Source organism: Myroides sp. ZB35 (assembly GCF_001865835.1).
Lineage (GTDB): Bacteria > Bacteroidota > Bacteroidia > Flavobacteriales > Flavobacteriaceae > Flavobacterium > Flavobacterium odoratimimum.
Window position 1 is genome coordinate 2,504,157 of the sequence record NZ_CP017769.1, and the last position, 18,348, is coordinate 2,522,504.

Annotated in this window: 13 protein-coding genes; 2 read left to right on the forward strand and 11 right to left on the reverse strand. The window is 34.1% G+C overall.

Features of this window, described 5'->3' with window-relative positions; translation table 11 throughout:
• The first annotated feature begins 225 nt into the window (after positions 1-225).
• Both gyrA and BK054_RS11230 read left to right on the forward strand, forming a co-directional pair.
• Complete coding sequence (gene gyrA / locus BK054_RS11225) at positions 226-2,739, forward strand: DNA gyrase subunit A (RefSeq protein WP_006259449.1); 2,514 nt, start codon at positions 226-228, stop codon at positions 2,737-2,739.
• An 18-nt stretch (positions 2,740-2,757) separates the two neighbouring features.
• Positions 2,758-4,032 (forward strand): tetratricopeptide repeat protein, encoded by a 1,275-nt coding sequence (locus tag BK054_RS11230; RefSeq protein ID WP_006259448.1) that lies wholly within the window; start codon positions 2,758-2,760, stop codon positions 4,030-4,032.
• Between the two features lie 120 nt (positions 4,033-4,152).
• On the opposite strand, the gene BK054_RS11235 is transcribed toward BK054_RS11230, so the two are convergent.
• From BK054_RS11235 to BK054_RS11285, 11 genes are all read right to left on the reverse strand, one after another.
• Positions 4,153-6,036, reverse strand: a complete 1,884-nt coding sequence (locus BK054_RS11235; RefSeq protein ID WP_006263173.1) for a DUF349 domain-containing protein — start codon at positions 6,034-6,036, stop codon at positions 4,153-4,155.
• Positions 6,037-6,169: 133 nt separating this feature from the next.
• Positions 6,170-6,922, reverse strand: coding sequence for a shikimate dehydrogenase family protein (locus BK054_RS11240; protein WP_058699475.1), 753 nt, complete (start codon positions 6,920-6,922; stop codon positions 6,170-6,172).
• Positions 6,923-6,961: 39 nt separating this feature from the next.
• The gene (locus BK054_RS11245) at positions 6,962-8,359 is read right to left on the reverse strand and encodes a tetratricopeptide repeat protein (RefSeq protein ID WP_006259445.1); all 1,398 of its coding nucleotides are present in this window, start codon (positions 8,357-8,359) and stop codon (positions 6,962-6,964) included.
• Between the two features lie 29 nt (positions 8,360-8,388).
• A complete protein-coding gene (locus BK054_RS11250; RefSeq protein ID WP_006259444.1) occupies positions 8,389-9,582 on the reverse strand; it encodes an aspartate aminotransferase family protein in 1,194 nt (397 codons plus the stop codon).
• Positions 9,583-9,586: 4 nt separating this feature from the next.
• Positions 9,587-11,269, reverse strand: a complete 1,683-nt coding sequence (locus tag BK054_RS11255) for an OstA-like protein (RefSeq protein ID WP_006259443.1) — start codon at positions 11,267-11,269, stop codon at positions 9,587-9,589.
• A gap of 122 nt (positions 11,270-11,391) precedes the next feature.
• Positions 11,392-12,663 carry an adenylosuccinate synthase gene (locus BK054_RS11260; RefSeq protein WP_006259442.1) on the reverse strand — a complete coding sequence of 424 codons (1,272 nt, stop codon included), beginning with the start codon at positions 12,661-12,663 and terminating at the stop codon, positions 11,392-11,394.
• A gap of 27 nt (positions 12,664-12,690) precedes the next feature.
• Positions 12,691-13,161: a Fur family transcriptional regulator gene (locus BK054_RS11265; RefSeq protein WP_006264998.1), complete on the reverse strand. Its 471-nt coding sequence runs from the start codon at positions 13,159-13,161 to the stop codon at positions 12,691-12,693.
• A gap of 97 nt (positions 13,162-13,258) precedes the next feature.
• Complete coding sequence (locus tag BK054_RS11270) at positions 13,259-15,475, reverse strand: RelA/SpoT family protein (RefSeq protein ID WP_006264999.1); 2,217 nt, start codon at positions 15,473-15,475, stop codon at positions 13,259-13,261.
• A gap of 589 nt (positions 15,476-16,064) precedes the next feature.
• A complete protein-coding gene (locus BK054_RS11275; protein WP_039329103.1) occupies positions 16,065-16,856 on the reverse strand; it encodes a hypothetical protein in 792 nt (263 codons plus the stop codon).
• The gene (locus tag BK054_RS11280; protein ID WP_058699476.1) at positions 16,853-17,335 is read right to left on the reverse strand and encodes a GNAT family N-acetyltransferase; all 483 of its coding nucleotides are present in this window, start codon (positions 17,333-17,335) and stop codon (positions 16,853-16,855) included. The genes BK054_RS11275 and BK054_RS11280 overlap by 4 nt, the downstream gene beginning before the upstream one ends.
• Before the next feature lie 92 nt (positions 17,336-17,427).
• Positions 17,428-18,330, reverse strand: coding sequence for a helix-turn-helix transcriptional regulator (locus BK054_RS11285; protein ID WP_058699477.1), 903 nt, complete (start codon positions 18,328-18,330; stop codon positions 17,428-17,430).
• Positions 18,331-18,348 lie beyond the last annotated feature (18 nt).

Here is an 18,348-nt window from a genome sequence, read left to right on the forward strand (position 1 = left end):
TCATTTTAATCTTTAAAGATACAAAAAGTGTACCTATAATATAAAGCTGACAATAGCTAATTGACAAAAAAAAACTTTAATAAAAAAGGAAGAATGTGTTTTTTTTAGAAAAAATCAATTTGTTAGATAATCAAATGAAATACTTGTATAAAAACGTGGAGAAAACCTATAAAAACTGTATATTAGCGCGTTTAATAATTTGACAATTTTTAATTTTATATACTTATGTCTGAAGGAGAAAAGTTAATTCCTATTAACATAGAAGAGCAAATGAAATCTGCTTATATCGACTATTCGATGTCAGTTATTGTTTCTAGAGCGCTTCCTGATGTTAGAGATGGCTTAAAACCTGTTCATCGAAGAGTATTATTTGGAATGTATGAATTAGGCATCATGTCTAATAGAGCACATAAAAAGTCTGCGAGAATTGTAGGAGAGGTTTTAGGTAAATATCACCCACATGGAGATAGTTCAGTGTACGACGCTATGGTACGTATGGCACAGGATTGGAGTATGCGTTATCTACTAGTGGACGGACAAGGTAACTTTGGATCTGTAGATGGAGATAGTCCTGCAGCGATGCGTTACACAGAGGCAAGAATGAAAAAGATATCTGAAGAGATTCTTGCTGATATTGACAAAGAGACTGTAGATTTTCAATTAAACTTCGATGATACTTTAGAAGAACCTAAAGTAATGCCGACTAGAATCCCTACGTTATTAGTGAATGGGGCATCGGGTATCGCAGTAGGTATGGCAACGAATATGGCACCTCATAACTTATCAGAGGTTATAGATGGTACATTAGCTTATATCGATAATAACGATATTGAAATCGATGAATTAATCAATTATATTAAAGCTCCTGATTTCCCTACTGGTGGTATTATCTATGGATATGAAGGAGTTCGTGAAGCTTTTAAAACTGGTCGTGGACGTGTAGTAATGCGTGCTAAAGCTAATTTTGAAGAAGTAGATGGTAGGGAGTCTATCGTAGTGACTGAGATTCCTTTCCAAGTTAATAAAGCAGAAATGATTAAGAAAACTGCTGAAGCTATTAACGAGAAAAAGATTGAAGGTATCGCTACTATTCGAGATGAATCTGATAGAAAAGGAATGCGTATTGTATACGTATTAAAGCGTGACGCAGTTCCAAATATTGTTTTAAATACACTTTATAAATATACTCAATTGCAGTCTTCTTTTAGTGTGAATAATATCGCATTAGTAAACGGAAGACCTCAATTATTAGATTTAAAAGAGTTAATCTCTCATTTCGTTGATCACCGTTTGGATGTGGTGACTCGTAGAACTCAGTTTGAGTTAAGAAAAGCAGAAGAAAGAGCGCATATTTTAGAAGGATTAATTATTGCATCTGATAATATCGATGAAGTAATTGCTCTTATTCGTTCTTCTAGTAATGCTGATGAGGCTAGAGCTAAATTAATAGAGCGCTTTAACTTATCAGAGATTCAAGCTCGTGCAATTGTAGAAATGCGTTTACGTCAGTTAACTGGACTAGAGCAGGATAAACTACGTGCTGAGTATGAAGAGATCATGAAGTTAATTAATCATTTAAGAGAGTTATTAGCTAGCGTAGAGCTAAGAATGAACTTGATTAAAGAGGAATTAACTGAGATAAAAGAAAAATATGGTGATGAGCGTCGTTCTGTTATAGAATATGCAGGAGGAGATGTTAGTATCACTGATTTAATTGCTGATGAGCAAGTGGTGATTACTATTTCTCATGCAGGATATATTAAACGTACTCCACTGACTGAGTACAAAACTCAGAATAGAGGAGGAGTAGGACAGAAGTCTGCTGGTACAAGAGACCAAGATTTCTTAGAGCATATGTATGTGGCTACTAATCACCAGTACATGTTGTTCTTCACTCAAAAAGGTAAGTGTTTCTGGATGAGAGTTTATGAAATTCCAGAAGGAACTAAGACAAGTAAAGGACGTGCTATTCAGAACTTAATCAATATTGAGAATGATGATAAAGTGAAAGCGTTTATCTGTACTCAAGATCTTAAAGATGAAGAGTACATCAATGAGCACTTCGTTATCATGGCTACAAAACAAGGTCAGGTGAAGAAAACTCCATTAGAGCAATATTCTAGACCTCGTCAAAATGGTATTAATGCGATTACGATTAAAGAGGATGACGAATTACTAGAAGCAAAATTAACTGACGGTAAGAGTAAGGTGTTATTAGCACTTCGTTCTGGTAAGTTAGTTCGTTTTGATGAAGAGAAAACTCGTCCTATGGGTAGAACTGCTTCAGGAGTTAGAGGTATTACATTAGCAGATGACAAAGATGAAGTAATCGGTATGGTGTCTGTAAGTGATTTAAATAGTGAGATTCTTGTAGTATCAGAGAATGGTTATGGTAAGCGTTCTTCTTTAGATGAATACCGTGAGACTAACCGTGGAGGTAAAGGAGTTAAGACAATGAACATTACTGATAAGACAGGGTTGTTAGTGTCTATTAATTCTGTTACTGATGCAGATGACTTAATGATTATTAACAAATCAGGTTTAACTATTCGTATGAAGGTTTCTGATCTTCGCGTAATGGGACGTGCAACTCAAGGAGTTCGTTTAATTAATATTAAAGGAAACGACTCTATCGCAGCTGTATGTAAAGTTATGGCAGAGGATGATGAAGATATCTTAGAAGGAGATGTTGATACAATCATTGATATTGATGATCAAGGGAGTGATAATTTAGAATAAAACACATACCAATATATTATGAATAAAAGATATGTTTACTTATTGTCAGCTTTAATGTTATCAGGGTTGACAATGGCTCAAAAGAAAGAGCTTAAAGACGCTGAGAAAGCTGTAAAAAAAGGAAATGTAACTGAAGCAACTGCTGCGTTAAAAGCAGTTGAGGCAGTATTAGGAAATGCTTCTAACGCTGAGAAAGCACAATATTATGCTCTACAAGGTACATTAGCATATTCTCAAATTCAAAAAGATGTAGATGTAGATAATAACGTTGATGCTATTATTGCTTCTTACAAAAAATTGAATGAGTTTGAAACAAATAAAGGAAGTAAAATCGTTAAACAGGCTGATGAAGAGATAGCAAGTGTTGCAACTAAAGTTGTAGGACAAGCTATTGAAGATAATGGTTCCGCTAATTATAAGGGAGCGACTAGACGTTTTACTCAAGCTTATCAGTTAAGCCCTAAAGATACAGTGTATTTATACTATGCTGCTTCTACGGCTATTAACTCTAAAGATTATGCTACTGCTGTAGAGAACTATAAGCAATTAGTTGATCTAGGATATAATGGAAGTGAGTCTTACTATACAGCTATAGAGAAAGCTTCTGGTCAAGTACAAAGTTTTGGAAAAGACTCTAAAATGCGTGACTTGATGGTAAAACAAGGTACTCATACTGACCCTAAGTTTGTAAAAGAGGATTCTAAAAGACCAGAAATTCTTAAGAACTTAGTGTTAATCTATAGCCAAGAAGGTAAAACAGAAGAGGCTGAGAAAGCTATCGTAGCAGCTAGAGAAGCTAACCCAGATGATATCAACTTATTATTAACTCATATGGATCTTTATTTAAAGTCTAATAATATGGGTAAATATGAGGAGTTAGCAAAACAAGCTTTAGCTAAAAACCCTAATGACGATGTATTATTATACAACTTAGGAGTTACTAGTTTTGATGCTGGACGTTTTGAAGATGCCCGTAAATATTATGAAGAAGCTATCCGTATCAACCCTAAGTCTGAGAATGCTTATTTAAACATGGCTTTCCTTAAGTTACAACCAGACCAAGAGTTGACTAATAAAATGAATAGCTTAGGTATGTCTGCTGCTGATAATAAGAAATATGAGCAGTACCAAAAAGAAAAACATGCTATTTATAAAGATGCGATGAATGACTTAGAGAAAGTTATTTCTATCAATCCTGGTAATGAAGCAGCTATTAGTACTTTAAAAAATATTTATCGTGCATTAGAAATGACAGATAAATTAAAAGCATTAGAAGCTAAAACAAACAAATAATAATAGGATTCTATTATAATATAAAAAGGTGGATTTATTAAATCCACCTTTTGTTTTTTAGAGCATTTCAGTTTACTATTAAACAAAAAAAGAGAAACATTAGTTTCTCTTTTTTTGTACTTATATATTTCTAATTTGGGTTAGTTTATCTTCCCAGATTTTTAAATCATCTCTTTGTTTTTCGATGCTCTTTTTAACTTCTTTTACAAAAGGATTGTCATCAGTAGCATTGTGAATATAAGCTAGGTTGTTTTCTAATTGAATGATAGAAGAGTTTATTTCTTCTATTTTTCTTTGAATAAATAGAGCTTCATTCTGTAGCTTTCGCTTGTCATTTGTCTCTAATATAGATTCTAATCTATTATTAAATTTAACAGCTTCAGTTTCTCTTTTACTCAAACTTAGTTTATCAAATAGTACATCTAGAATCTTGTTGAACTTACCTTCTATAAAACGTTTATTAGCAGGAACAGCACCAATAGATTTCCAGTTATTGATATGATTCTTAATTTCTCCTAGATCTGTCTTGTGATCACCAGATAGTTGGAATCCTTTTAATAAATCTAAGTATTCTTTCTTTCTATTATAAGCATCTAATTCTACAGCTGATTCTTTATTTTTAATAGCATGGTATCTATCAAAGTAAGAGTTACAAGCTTCTTTAAAGTCAGCCCATAGTTGATCAGAGTATTTGCGAGGTACATGGCCTATTAGTTTCCAGTCATCCTGTATCTTTTTCATAATCGGAGTAACCTTTGCAAAATCTTCACTGTCCTTTAATTCTTGAGCTCTTTTTATCAATGCTAGTTTTTTAGCATAGTTGTCTTGTTGCTCTTTTTTAAGCTCTTTGTAATAAGCATTTTTATTGCTATTAAAGTTTCTTGTAGCTAGTTTAAATAGATCCCAAACTTGCTCATTATTATCTAATGGTACTTTACCTATAGAGAAGAAACGCTGTCTTAGCTCTTCTACTTTAGCTATTTCTTTCTGCCATTGGTTATGGTTGGTTATCTTTTGCTTAGAAAGAATGTCTATTTCGCTTATTATAGCCACTTTTAAGGCAAGATTTTCTCTTTCGACACTTCTCAGTTGTTCGAATAATATTTCTCGCTTATCGTGCAGTTGTTTAGTGATTTCGCTGAACTGATCCCAGATTTGTTCTCTTATCTCTCGATCTACAGGACCGATCTCTTCTTTCCAGATTCTGTGTAGCGTCTGTAACTCTCTAAATGACTTAATAATGTCGTCATTCTCTAATAGCTCTTCTGCTCTTGCGATTAGCTTTTGTTTCTGTTCTAAGTTATATTTAAAGTCAAGATCTCTTGATTCTCTATCTAGGTGTAACTGATCGTAGAATCTCTCTACATGGAAGTGGTAGTTATTCCATACGTGATTGTATTTGTCCTTTGGGATAGGTCCCGCAGTCTTCCATTCTTCTCTAAGTTCTCCTAATTGTTTTAATGCATCACCGTTATGCTCGTTTTCTATTAATTGTTTTAATTTTTCTATAATAGATAAACGTTTTTCTAGATTTACATTAAGATTATTCTGAAGTTGTTTAAAGTATGCATTTTTAGCTACTCTATACTCATCATAGTATTTGTCAAAATCAGTTTTAATAGGAAGGATGTATTGAAAATCTGACTCATTCGCATCAGGATTCTCATCAAAGAAAGCTTCTTTCTTCTCATCCACAAGATCATTATACTTAGTATAGAATTCTTTTTTGATGTCTTCTACGTGATCTTTAATAGCTGTTACTTTGTAATTCTTGATTAGCTTATGAAGTTCCTTAGTTAGCTTTTCTAAGTCTAGTTTTTCATAGTTAACAGTAGGGATATTGCTTTCTTCATAAGAAGCTAAATCTTCACCTTCCTCAGCATTTGAAGCTGTAATAGAATCAAGAGCTTTTTCTTTATCAGTTGGGACAACCGCATTTGAATTTGATTCCGGTTTTTGTCCATCTGCTAGCTCATGCAGGTTATCATTCTTTTGTTCTAACATGTTTGAAAAAGTATTTATTTAAACAATATGTAGTAAAGCACAATAAATAAACGTGCTCTCTCAAATTTAGGAAAAAATATTGAATAAATCGCAATTTTCTTTTGCTAGAACTATTTATATCAATTATTTAGTATTAATCTCCACTGAATGGCTTATTCCAAATCTTATATGCTTTTTCTGCTTGAAGTACTAGCATTTCATAGCCGTTCTTTACTTTTGCACCATACACTTTTGCTTCTTTCATTAAGGTCGTTTCTTCAGGATTATAGATAAGATCGTATACTATATGTCTCTTCGATAGCAAGTGTACAGGGACTTCAGGCATCTGATCAATATTAGGAAAAGTCCCAACAGGTGTAGTATTGATTATAATGGTATAATGATTCATTACTTCTTCAGTCAGTTCGCTATAAGTTAGGTTATACTCTTCTTTTGTTCTGCTTACGAAAGTGTATTTTATACCTAATTTCTTAAGAGCATATTCTATTGCCTTGCTAGCTCCTCCAGTACCAAGTATTAAGGCGCGCTTATGATGGAATTTTAGCATTGGTTTTAGAGAATGGTAAAATCCATACCAATCCGTATTATAACCTTTTAATTGGCCTTTTTTATTAATTTGAATCGTGTTAACTGCTCCTATAGCTATCGCTTTTTTAGAAAGTGAGTCTAGATATGGGATAATAGATTGTTTATAAGGGATAGTTACATTTAACCCTTTAGTATCCTTGTGGTCTTCTAGTATTTTAGAAAACTCATTTATGTTTTGTAAATCAAAGTTTACATAGATACTTTTTCTATCTTTTAATTTCTCAAATTTTTCTGCAAAGTAAGTACGTGAGAAAGAATAATCTATGTTTTTACCTATTAATCCGTAGCGTTTAGTCATATTGAGTTCTTATAAAAAAAGCTATTCAGAAGAATAGCTTTATTGTTTATTGTGATTTTTGATAATACTTTGTACTATAGGATTCTCCCATTGATTAGGGAAGTATGTCTCTATAATTGTTCTCTTTTCAAAGTTCTTGTTTAGACCATTAGTTAGACATTCTGTACCTTTATCTATATCATGTAGGGTAAAGTGTATAACAGCTAGTCTATAATCTATCTCAGCATCATTAGGATGGAAGTTAGCTATTTGTAAAAGCTTCTGTATAGCAGTGTCAAAATCTCCTAGAAGATATAATACATCTGCCCAACCAGTCCAATGCTCTACAATATCAGTTCCAAGCTCTGCAGCTACCTTATAACCTCGTTCAGCTTCTTCAAAGTTAAACAATGTTTTATTTAGAATAGCATGTCTTATCCAGTATTTTTCATTGAACTCATCAATTTGTAATGCTTTTTGCAGATAGAATAATGCTTTTTCGTAATTAGTTTCTATGATACATAAATCAGTCAATGCTATCCAACCTTTGTCTAGCATAGGGTCTTCATGTACCGCTCTTTTGTAATACTGATAAGCTTGTGGGAAGTTATTAAGACTCTCATGACAACTACCTATACGCATAAGTACATAAGAATTAGGATCGTCTAATTCTAGTGTAGTCATGTAGTTTTCAATAGCTTCTTTATACTTATTTAGCTTTTCTTGCGTTTTTCCCTTTTCGATATAAGCTCCGATAAACTCTTCATCTATCAGGGTAGCATAATCAAAAGCCCACTCTGCCTTCTCATAATTCTTAACAGTGAAGTATTGTCTTCCTAATTGGTGCCAAGCAATCTCACTATATGGATTCTTATCAATAAATTTAGTTAAGTACGAAATAGCTTCCTCATTTTCACTAAGGAAGTCAAAACAGTATATAACATTATATAAAGCAGATTGATCCTCTTCATCATGTTCTAGACATAGGATAAAGTTATCTTTTGCTTGATCTATTTTATCTAATAATAGATATTCCATTCCTAATAAAGAGTAGACATCTGCTAGATCCTCTGTCAGAGTCAATGCTTTTTGTAGAGATACAATAGCTTCTTCATGTCTTCCTTTTTTAGAGTATACAGTAGCGCGTTGAATGAAAACTTCTTCATTCTCCGGATCGATACTCTCTATTTCGTTTAATAAGCGGTCAGCAGCTTCTAATTTGTTTTGGAATACTAATAATTCTACTTCTACCAGTTTTAACCCAATAGAGTTAGGATGTTGTTCTAGTCCCAGTTTTAGCGCTTTTTTCGCTAGGTTTAGCTTTCCAGAATCGAGATAGTGTAGAATGATATTCTCAAACTCTTCTGAATCAAAAAACAAAACCTTATTGGTCTTTAACATAGACTCAAAACGAGATAGAGATAATTTGTATTCTTCTTCTTCGTTATCTAAATGCATATTTGTATTTAAGTTGATTATTTAGGATACTATAATCCTAATTCTTTTTGTACTTCATTTAGCGCTTCAATGATGATAGCACATCCTTCTTTTATTTCTGTTTCTGATACTGTAAGGGGAGGAGTGATTCTTATCGCTTTTCCTTCAAATAGTAACCAGAATAATATTAATCCTTTGTCTTGACACTTCATGATCACTCTATTGGTGATATCAGCACTAGGTGTCATAGGAGCGATCATTAAACCACGACCTCTGATTTCTTCAATAAGAGGGTGAACTAATAGCTCTCTAAACAACTTTTCTTTTTCTAGTGTCTGAGCCATAAGGTCAGTTTCTACTAATTCTCTTAAAGTAGCTAAACTCGCTGCTGCGATAACAGGGTGCCCACCAAAAGTAGTGATATGACCAAATCTAGGGTTGTCATATAACAGATTCATGTGTTCGTCACTAGCAGTGAATGCACCTACAGGCATCCCACTAGCCATACCTTTTCCCATAACGATTACGTCAGGAACTACATCATAGTTTTGGAACCCAAACAGTTTACCTGTTCTACCGAAACCAGGTTGGATTTCATCTACGATCATTAACGCACCTACTTCAGTACATCTTTCACGTACTTTAGTTAAGAATCCGTCAAAAGGCTCTACAAATCCAGCACCTCCTTGTATAGTCTCTAAGATGATACCAGCTGTTTTAGTTGTTATCTTTTGTAAGTCTTCTACACAGTTAAAGTGAATGAAGTCCACATCAGGAAGTAATGGTCTAAAAGCACGCTTTCTTTCCTCAAACCCCATAACACTCATAGATCCCATAGTATTACCATGGTAAGCGTTAAAGCAAGAGATTAGTTGACTTCTTCCAGTTACTCTTTTTGCTAGTTTTAGAGCTCCTTCAGTAGCTTCAGTACCCGAGTTCACTAAATAGGTTTTATTTAATGGAGCAGGGATGTTCTCAGCTAATAGTTTGCAGAATTCTACAGAAGGATCTTGGATATATTCACCATATACCATAACATGCGAATACTTATCTAATTGATCCTTAATCGCGTTATTTACTCTTTCGTGTTGGTGTCCTAATGTACATGCAGATACACCTGCTACGAAGTCTAAATACGCTTTGTTATTCTTGTCATATATATAAGATCCTTTAGCATGAGAAATCTCCATTGCTAGAGGATTAGGTGAAGTCTGTGCTTGGTATTTATAAAAATCTTCTTTCATTACTTTACTTTTTGTCTTTTTTAGACGCTTTATTCTCTTGTTTTTTGCTGTCCTCTTCTAGCTTTTTAGATAGACCAGGAGTAGCTTTTATAGTTTCAGGGAGTATATCAATTGGTTTGTTGAACCCTTCTTTCATGTCTTCTCTCGCTTGTTCTCCCTTTTTTTCTTTATTTATTTCTTCATCAGTGAATATATCTTCTAATGAATTTATTTTTTCATCCCCTCTGTATAAGAAATCTCTTAATAGACGAGCATTCTTAGGTAGTAGCTTTTCAGGGTAGAGATCACCTTTAGGATCTACGTACTTCGTAGCCGTATTAATCTTACCTTCTAGGAAAGTAACATTGATATGACTGCAAATCCCTTTATCTATACCTACTAATTCATTCTTATCATTGTACATATAGTAGATAAGCTCCGCATTTTTAATCAGGTCTAACTCATCTAATTTATTCTCTTTAAACTTACCATATAAGTTAACACCTTTTAATTGATTATAACCATCTCCGATAGTATCTTTTTGAATCACGAAGGCATTTTCTAATACTTTTAGAGAGTCCATCTTCTGTGTCTCTGCATTACTTAGTAGGTGAATAAAACGACCTGTGACCTGGCTATCTCCATTCCAGATAACAGGTTTACCTATCATCTGTGTTAGCCCCACTTTTTCACTCCAGTGAATAGAGTCAGCTTTACCACTCATACTATCACGTAGTATACGAGCATCGTTAAAGGCACGTATTACACGCTCTTTGTCTTTTCCAGTCAGTAAGATACGTGGAGCATGCATATATACAGAATCTCCCTCTTGTGACTTCATACTAACTAAAGCTTTTTTAGTAACGAACATTGAGTCTTGAGCTTTGTATAACTCTGCGTAGTGTCCCGTTATTTTACTTTTGTTGATTGTATCTGTTATTCTAACGTTATTCGTTGCAGAAGCAAAATCTTTTAGTTTAGAATAATAGATAGAGTCTCCTTCTATTTTTCTTTTATCATACCAGATGAAAGAGTTTTTTACCATCTTACCTAAATCGTTTTTTACATCGTAAAAACCATTTTCTGTATAGATATAATCTTCTTTGTTAGTTATTGTTGAAGGGCCAAATACATACGAGTGTTGTGGAACTTCATAAAAATCTAAGTGATTAGACTTGATCACTGTTCCCTTATCTGAAGTTACTTTTACAGCTGTGAAGAATTGGAATTTCTTTTCAGTAGTGTAGTAACGTCCTTTTTCACTTTCTAATACGCTACCCTTGTTGTGAATAGTGGCATGACTATCATAGAATACAAGGTCTTTAAAACGATCGTACTTTAAAGTATCTGTCTCTAGGGTAGAGTCTGGAGAAGTAAGTAATACATCACCTTGTGCATAAGCAAAACCATTGATTCCATTATATTCTGCATAATGACTATTCATCGTAAGGGTGTCACCTTGTACAATGTGAACATTCCCAAAAAGCTTTAGGTAATTTTCTTTTTCGAAGAAGTACGCTTTATTACATGTCATATTCATGCCGTCATGCTCAGCAGAGATATTTCCTGTTAAGATTACGGCATCTGGCAGTACCTCATGATTAATATCAGAGTAGTCTGCGTGATGTATGATGATTTTTTTTTTGTTTTGACTAAAACCTAGTAATGCGAATAGTATAAAAAGTAAATAATACGGTATTGTTCTCAAGTCACTATATTTTTTTCAAATTTAAGTAAAAAATGCGTACAAAGATTTTAGTTAAGAAGAATTTATAAACAGGGTAGAAGAAGGGCAAAAAAAACACTTCCTAAGAAGTGTTTTTAAGTATCTTATTTTACGATAGTCTGTGTTCTATCTGGACCTACTGAAACTATTTTTACAGGTACACCTACTTCATCTTCGATGAATTTGATATACTCTTTTAGTTCCACTGGTAATTGATCATACTCTGTCAATCCTGTTAAGTCAGCTTTCCAACCTTTTTTCTCAACATAAATTGGTTCAACGTTTTCTGGCTCGATATTGTAAGGTAAGTGAGTGATCTCTTCTCCTTTATACGAGTATTTAGTACATACTTGTAATGATTCAAAACCTGATAATACGTCAGCTTTCATCATGTATAATTCTGTAACTCCATTCACGTCTACTGCGTATTTTAAAGCTACTAGGTCTAACCATCCACAACGTCTAGCACGTCCTGTAACAGAACCGAACTCACGACCTACAGTTGCCATAGTAGCACCGATTTCGTTATCTAATTCTGTAGGGAATGGTCCACTACCAACACGTGTAGTATAAGCTTTAAAAATACCAAATACATTTTTAACTTTATTTGGAGCTACTCCTAATCCTGTACATGCACCTGCTGCTGTAGTAGTAGATGATGTAACGAATGGATATGTTCCAAAGTCAACGTCTAACAGCGATCCTTGTGCACCTTCTGCTAGGACAGATTTACCTTCTCTTAGAGCTGTATGGATATAGTTTTCACTATCGATGAACGTTAATTTCTTTAATTGCTCTACTGCTGCGAAGAACTCTTCTTCTAATTCAGCTAAGTTGTATTGCAATTCTACATCGTGGAACTTAATCATTGCCTCATGCTTATCTGCTAAGTTGCGGTAACGCTCTTTAAAGTCAGCAAGTTCGATGTCTCCAACTCTTAATCCATTTCTACCTGTTTTGTCCATATAAGTTGGGCCAATACCTTTTAATGTAGAACCGATTTTAGCTTTTCCTTTTGCTGCTTCAGAAGCTGCATCAAGTAAGCGGTGAGTAGGTAAGATTAAGTGAGCTTTTCTAGAAATTAATAATCTTGTGTAAATGTCGATGTTGAACTTCTCTAATCCCTCAATCTCTTTGATGAAAACTACTGGGTCAATCACTACACCATTTCCAATGATGTTAATAGAATTTTTATGGAAAATTCCAGAAGGGATAGTGCGTAATACATGTTTAATCCCATCAAATTCTAAAGTGTGTCCCGCGTTTGGTCCTCCTTGAAAACGAGCAATGATGTCATATTTAGAAGTTAGTACATCTACGATTTTACCTTTTCCTTCATCGCCCCATTGCAAGCCTAGTAGTAAGTCTACTGTCATTGTTTGTGTTGTTAAAAAGTTTGAAAATTAGTTGTTGTTTTCCACTTGTTCTTCCTCTTCTACTGTTTTTCTACTTCCGTAGAAGTATAGAGAATGATTGTGGATGTCTATATTAAAGATTTCTTCAATTGTCTTTTTAATAGTCTGTATACGCGGATCACAAAACTCGATTACTTCTCCTGTATCGGTTAAGATAATGTGATCATGCTGTTTATCGAAATATGACTTCTCGTAATGTGCTTGGTTTTGACCAAATTGGTGTCTTCTTACAAGCCCACATTCTAAAAGAATTTCAATAGTATTGTAAAGCGTAGCTCTACTTACACGATAATTTTTATTCTTCATTTTGATATAAAGAGACTCTATATCAAAGTGCTCTTCGCTATCATATATTTCTTGAAGAATAGCATATCTCTCAGGTGTTTTACGATGTCCTCTTTCTTCTAAAAACTTCGTGAACACATTTTTTACGATTTCTTGATTTTTTTCACTTCCCATATTCAAAAATATCTTAGTTGCAAATATAGAGCTATTTTCGTTTGAATTATAATAAATCAAATAAGGTTAGTCTATATGCGAATAAATTATAATTATTTTATGATGGATTTACACGTGTTACTTTTTCTATTCCCTCGATTTTCTTAAGGTTACCCATCATTTTTTTCAGTACATCATTGTTCGGAACGATCACTGTGATAGATCCTTTAAATATTCCAGCATTTTCACTTAATGAGATACTGCGAATATTGATGACTTTACTTTCTATGATAATCTTCGTAATCTCAGTAGTCAGACCAGCAGAATCAAGACCTGTAATATTGATAGTCGCTTCGAAGTTCATCGCTTCCTTAGAATCTACCCAATGTGCTTGGATGATTCTATAAGCATAATTAGATCGCATACTGATCGCGTTAGGACAGTCAGTCTTATGTACTTTTATTCCTTCATTTATCGTTACGAATCCGAATGCATCATCACCTGGTATAGGGTTACAACAAGTAGCTAGCTTGTAATCTAACTTCTCATTGTCTTTACCGAATACAAGTAAATCACCTGTTTTATTAGCAGCTGTATCTGTGATAACTGGGATAGAAGGCGCTCTTTTTATTGTCTTTTTAAAGAAGCTAAATAAAGAGTTGTTTCTATTGGCAGCGTATTCTTTTAACTGAACGTTATCAATGACACCAGCTCCAATTCTATAGAATAAATCTTGACTTGTTTTTAGCTTAAAATAAGCTACCATTTCATTGACCGTTTTTTCGTCTAGATTTACCTTTAGGTGTTTTAGCTTGCGCTGTAGTTGTTCTTTACCATCTTCAGCTATGCGCTTCGTATCTTCATTTAAAGAACTCTTAATCTTGTTTTTAGCACGAGTCGTAGTCACATAATCTAGCCAACTTACGCTAGGTTTTTTGTTTTCTGATGTGATTACTTCTACTTGATCACCACTAGCAAGCACGTGATTTAGGGGTACTAGTCTACCGTTAACACGAGTTCCTCTAGTACGCAAGCCTACCTCTGAGTGTATCGCAAAGGCAAAGTCAAGGGCTGTAGCTCCTTTAGGTAGAGATTTAATCTCTCCTTTTGGAGTAAAGATGTAAATCTCTTTAGCATATAAACTCAGCTTAAAGTCTTCTACAAAATCTACAGCATCTGTTTCCGCATTTTCTAATGCTTCTTTCAGTTGATTAAGCCATCTGTCTAAGCTGTTTTCTTCTGTGATACCTTGTTTATACTTATAGTGAGCAGCATACCCTTTCTCAGCTATTTCATCCATGCGCTCACTTCGTATCTGTATCTCTATCCACCTTCCTTTAGGTCCCATCACTGTGATGTGTAATGCTTCATATCCAGTAGATTTAGGAGCTGATATCCAATCTCTAAGTCTGTTTGGGCTAGGGCGGAAGTGGTCTGTCACAATAGAATAAATCTTCCATGCGATAAATTTCTCATCATGTGGAGTAGACTTATAGATAATACGCAACGCAAATTTATCGTAAACCTCATCAAAGGTTACGTTCTGAGCCTTCATTTTACGACGGATAGAGTAGATAGATTTTGGTCTACCTTTCATAGAATATTCTACTTGCTCTTCGTCTAATGATTTTTTTAATATCTCACTTACAGTCTGTATGTACTGATCTTGTTCCTCTTTACTTTCTTGCATTCTATTGACGATGTCTTGATAGATGCGAGGTTCTGTATATTTTAGACCTAAGTCTTCTAGTTTAGTCTTGATGTTAAATAATCCTAGTCTATGTGCTAAAGGGGCATAGATATATAAAGTTTCAGACGCTATTTTGGCCTGTTTATAATCTACCATGCTTTCCATAGTCTGCATATTGTGAAGTCGGTCAGCTATCTTAATTAAGATTACACGGACATCATCATTAAGTGTCAATAGCATTTTGCGGTAGTTCTCCGCTTGCATTGAGATATGAGGATCTGGTTCTAACAGCGCCATCTTTGTCAATCCTTCAACAATTTTAGCAATTTTAGGATTAAACCATTCTTCTATTTGCTCTACCGTAATATCTGTGTCTTCTACTACATCATGCATTAAAGCAGCTGCAATAGAAGTAGGACCCAAACCGATTTCTGAAGCGACAATTTTGGCCACAGCAATTGGGTGGAAAATATAAGCTTCTCCAGATTTTCTTCTTTGGTCTTTATGAGCTTCAACCGCTACATCAAATGCTTTACGGATTAGTTTTTTATCATCCTCAGATAAGGTCTGATAACTTATTTTTAAAAGCTCTTTGTATTCTTTAGCAATTGCTTTGTTTTCTAATTCAATTTCTTCCTCTGTCATATATAATTCGCAACTTTTATATCTAAAATAGTGTTCATTAAATATAGTGAAAAAACAGTTATAGGAGGACTATGATTTGTTAAAAAAATAGAGATTTATTATTTAGTTTTATTTGTTACACCTTGTTTGTTGTCAATTGATTAGATAGTATATTTGGATTTATATAAGATTAAGAGGGCTAAATAATAGAGTAAATGATAGTAAAATACTGACTGATAAAGGTGAAATGATAAACTGTATGTTTATGAAAGAGATATATTATATATGATATTGTGTAATTCTTAAGAATAATCTAGTAAATCTCTTTTGTTGTCCTTAATGTATAGGTTTAATCTCATTTGGAATGAGTAAGTAGTAATTAAGACATGAATCTGTAATCACTCCGTTATTTTAGCCAAAATAACGGACTCACTACGGACTCATAACGGACACAGTACGGACTTATACCAAATCAATCTAATACCATTCAGCTAGAAAACTAGAGTAGTTTAGGATAATTAGTTAATCTGAAATATTTTATGAGTCATTAATCTGAAAGTGGCTAAATAACGATTAGAAGTTCTATAGAGCAATTAAATGAAAATAGAATCTATTTTCCCATTGCTCTTCTTCTTTCTGCTACTTCTGACATGTACTGTTCTATATACGGAAGGACTTCTTCTAAAGTAGGGATGCCATCAAAAGCCTTAGTCTTTCCGCCAAAGTATCCTCTTAGTTCACTCTGTATTTTTCCTTCTTTATTCACTATAGATACGGTGTTGTCCACACTAGTACTCCCTTCTAATACTAATGAAAATTGATATAACTTTTGAGAGCAATACTTAGCTTGTTCTATTAGCACCTCAATAGGCAGTGTATTTTTAGTAATCTGAGTAGTTAACCCATGGGCTTGATGTAAAGTTGCTTCTTCAGTTGGTAAGTTTAAGAAAGGATGACCTACTTGTAGAGGTTGGTTCATTAAAGATTTAGTGTCCTTTTCCCACCAAAAACCTCTTGCGATAACTTCAACAAATTGGTCATGAAACTTAAAGATATAATGCTTAAAGTCTGTACGCATATCTTCTACATCCCCACCGAATTCATAAGCTCTTCCATAATGACTTTTTTCATACCTATATCGTTCCATCTGCCATTTTGAATGCTGTACTACATAGACCCAAGGCACTTCCTTATCTTCTGTCCAGTCATCTGGATAGGGAAGATATTCTCCACGACATACTCGTATCGCATCTAGATTACTAAATGTGATACGTCCGTACTGCTCATCTTCTGTGTTAAAGTAGATACCTGTAAGTTCGTCATCATACAGTACAGTAGGTGATAATACATAATCTGCTTCTATTGGTACGGTGATACCTATTGCATAGTCAGTTTGATTCATTTGTTTTGTACTTTGTCATCAAGGCGCATACGCATAGAGATATTAAAGGTCTCGAACCCTTCTCTTAGGTATAAGTCTATTGCTTTATTATTTTGAGAGAGAACACTTAGTTCGAAGTAGTCTACCTTATTTTGAACTCCCCATTCTTTGACAGTTTGGATTAGCTTCTTTCCATAGCCTTTTCCGCGACTATCTGGGTTAACGACTAAATCCAATAGGTAAACTAAACGTTGCTGCACAAAGCAGTTATAGGGTGGTGCGCTCTGTAACTGTGCTATAGCAAAGCCTTGAACTTCTTTATCGTCTTCTGCTACAAAAATAATAAAATCATTTTCTCCTTTGATAACACTTTCTATAAAAGCAGTGTCTTGCTGAGCTACCTTCATATAGGCAGGCTCTAATGCTGCCATTCCGTCAAAGAGGGTACTGTATAGTTTATGTATCGCAGGGATGTCGTCTAAGTGTGCTTTTCTTATCATGGGTTGTAGTATTAAATGACTAAAATATAGGTTTATCATTAGACTGACTAGGACATATGATATTTTTATATGAAAGGAGTTGGTAGCATAGGTTATATTTTTATCTTAGTAGGTAGCTGACCATAGTATTTCTTAAATGCTGTGGAGAAGTGGTGACTGTGTTTATAACCTACATACTCTGCTATCTCGTAGATATTATACTCTCTACTTTTTATCATTTCTAAAGCTTTCTGCATGCGCAGGTCATGGATATACTTAAACGTAGTCGTTCCGAAGAGTGTTTTAAAGCCTTTCTTTAGTTTGGTTTGATTAATACCTACTCTCAACGCTAACTCTTGTATTGTGAAGTCTTTGTTATAATTATCTGTGATATACGATTTGATTTCGTGTAGCGCCTGTTCATCTTTTCGGTGAAGGCTTAATTCTTTATGGGGTCTATTATAACTCCAATTGTGGTATTGTAATAAATGAGCTTCCTCTACTTTATTATTGATATAGTGTTCTGCAAGTTTTCCTTGATATGGATTAGAGATAAGCTGTTGTAATACTTGTAATGTATTAAGATTTAAGTCAAAGATGAGTTTAGAAGATTGGCTACCTAATAGCTCTTCTAAGTATTCTTTTTCTTCTTCAAATAAGTTGGTGACAAAGGTTTTGTTTACGGCTATTTCTAAGAATTCTCCTCTTTTGTCTTTTGCTGTTTTCATAATGTGTTCATAAGGAACAGCTTTTTCTTTAAACAATAGAGCCCCTTGCTCATGAATGTTGAGGTTGTCATGGTTTAAGGTTAAGCTACTTCCTTGTATACAGCTACATGTAAGAATAGATTCTTTAGTAGGGAGTACAGTGTGATAGAAGTCTTCTTCGGCAGTATATACCCCGTGTTTAATACTCGCTATAGCAGTATGGATTACTGTAATATCCATAGTATGTGTAGCTCCTACTATATGATGACTATCTACGATTAAGTTCCCTTGATTATTTCCTTGTAACATAGCTTATGTTTCTTATCA

Bases quoted from the DNA above. Each gene is read 5' to 3' on its own strand.
- BK054_RS11275 (WP_039329103.1), bottom strand. From the start codon at position 16,856: ATGAATCAAACTGACTATGCAATAGGTATCACCGTACCAATAGAAGCA.
- gyrA (WP_006259449.1), top strand. From the start codon at position 226: ATGTCTGAAGGAGAAAAGTTAATTCCTATTAACATAGAAGAGCAAATG.
- BK054_RS11230 (WP_006259448.1), top strand. From the start codon at position 2,758: ATGAATAAAAGATATGTTTACTTATTGTCAGCTTTAATGTTATCAGGG.
- BK054_RS11235 (WP_006263173.1), bottom strand. From the start codon at position 6,036: ATGTTAGAACAAAAGAATGATAACCTGCATGAGCTAGCAGATGGACAA.
- BK054_RS11245 (WP_006259445.1), bottom strand. From the start codon at position 8,359: ATGCATTTAGATAACGAAGAAGAAGAATACAAATTATCTCTATCTCGT.
- BK054_RS11285 (WP_058699477.1), bottom strand. From the start codon at position 18,330: ATGTTACAAGGAAATAATCAAGGGAACTTAATCGTAGATAGTCATCAT.
- BK054_RS11265 (WP_006264998.1), bottom strand. From the start codon at position 13,161: ATGGGAAGTGAAAAAAATCAAGAAATCGTAAAAAATGTGTTCACGAAG.
- BK054_RS11250 (WP_006259444.1), bottom strand. From the start codon at position 9,582: ATGAAAGAAGATTTTTATAAATACCAAGCACAGACTTCACCTAATCCT.
- BK054_RS11280 (WP_058699476.1), bottom strand. From the start codon at position 17,335: ATGATAAGAAAAGCACACTTAGACGACATCCCTGCGATACATAAACTA.
- BK054_RS11260 (WP_006259442.1), bottom strand. From the start codon at position 12,663: ATGACAGTAGACTTACTACTAGGCTTGCAATGGGGCGATGAAGGAAAA.
- BK054_RS11240 (WP_058699475.1), bottom strand. From the start codon at position 6,922: ATGACTAAACGCTACGGATTAATAGGTAAAAACATAGATTATTCTTTC.
- BK054_RS11270 (WP_006264999.1), bottom strand. From the start codon at position 15,475: ATGACAGAGGAAGAAATTGAATTAGAAAACAAAGCAATTGCTAAAGAA.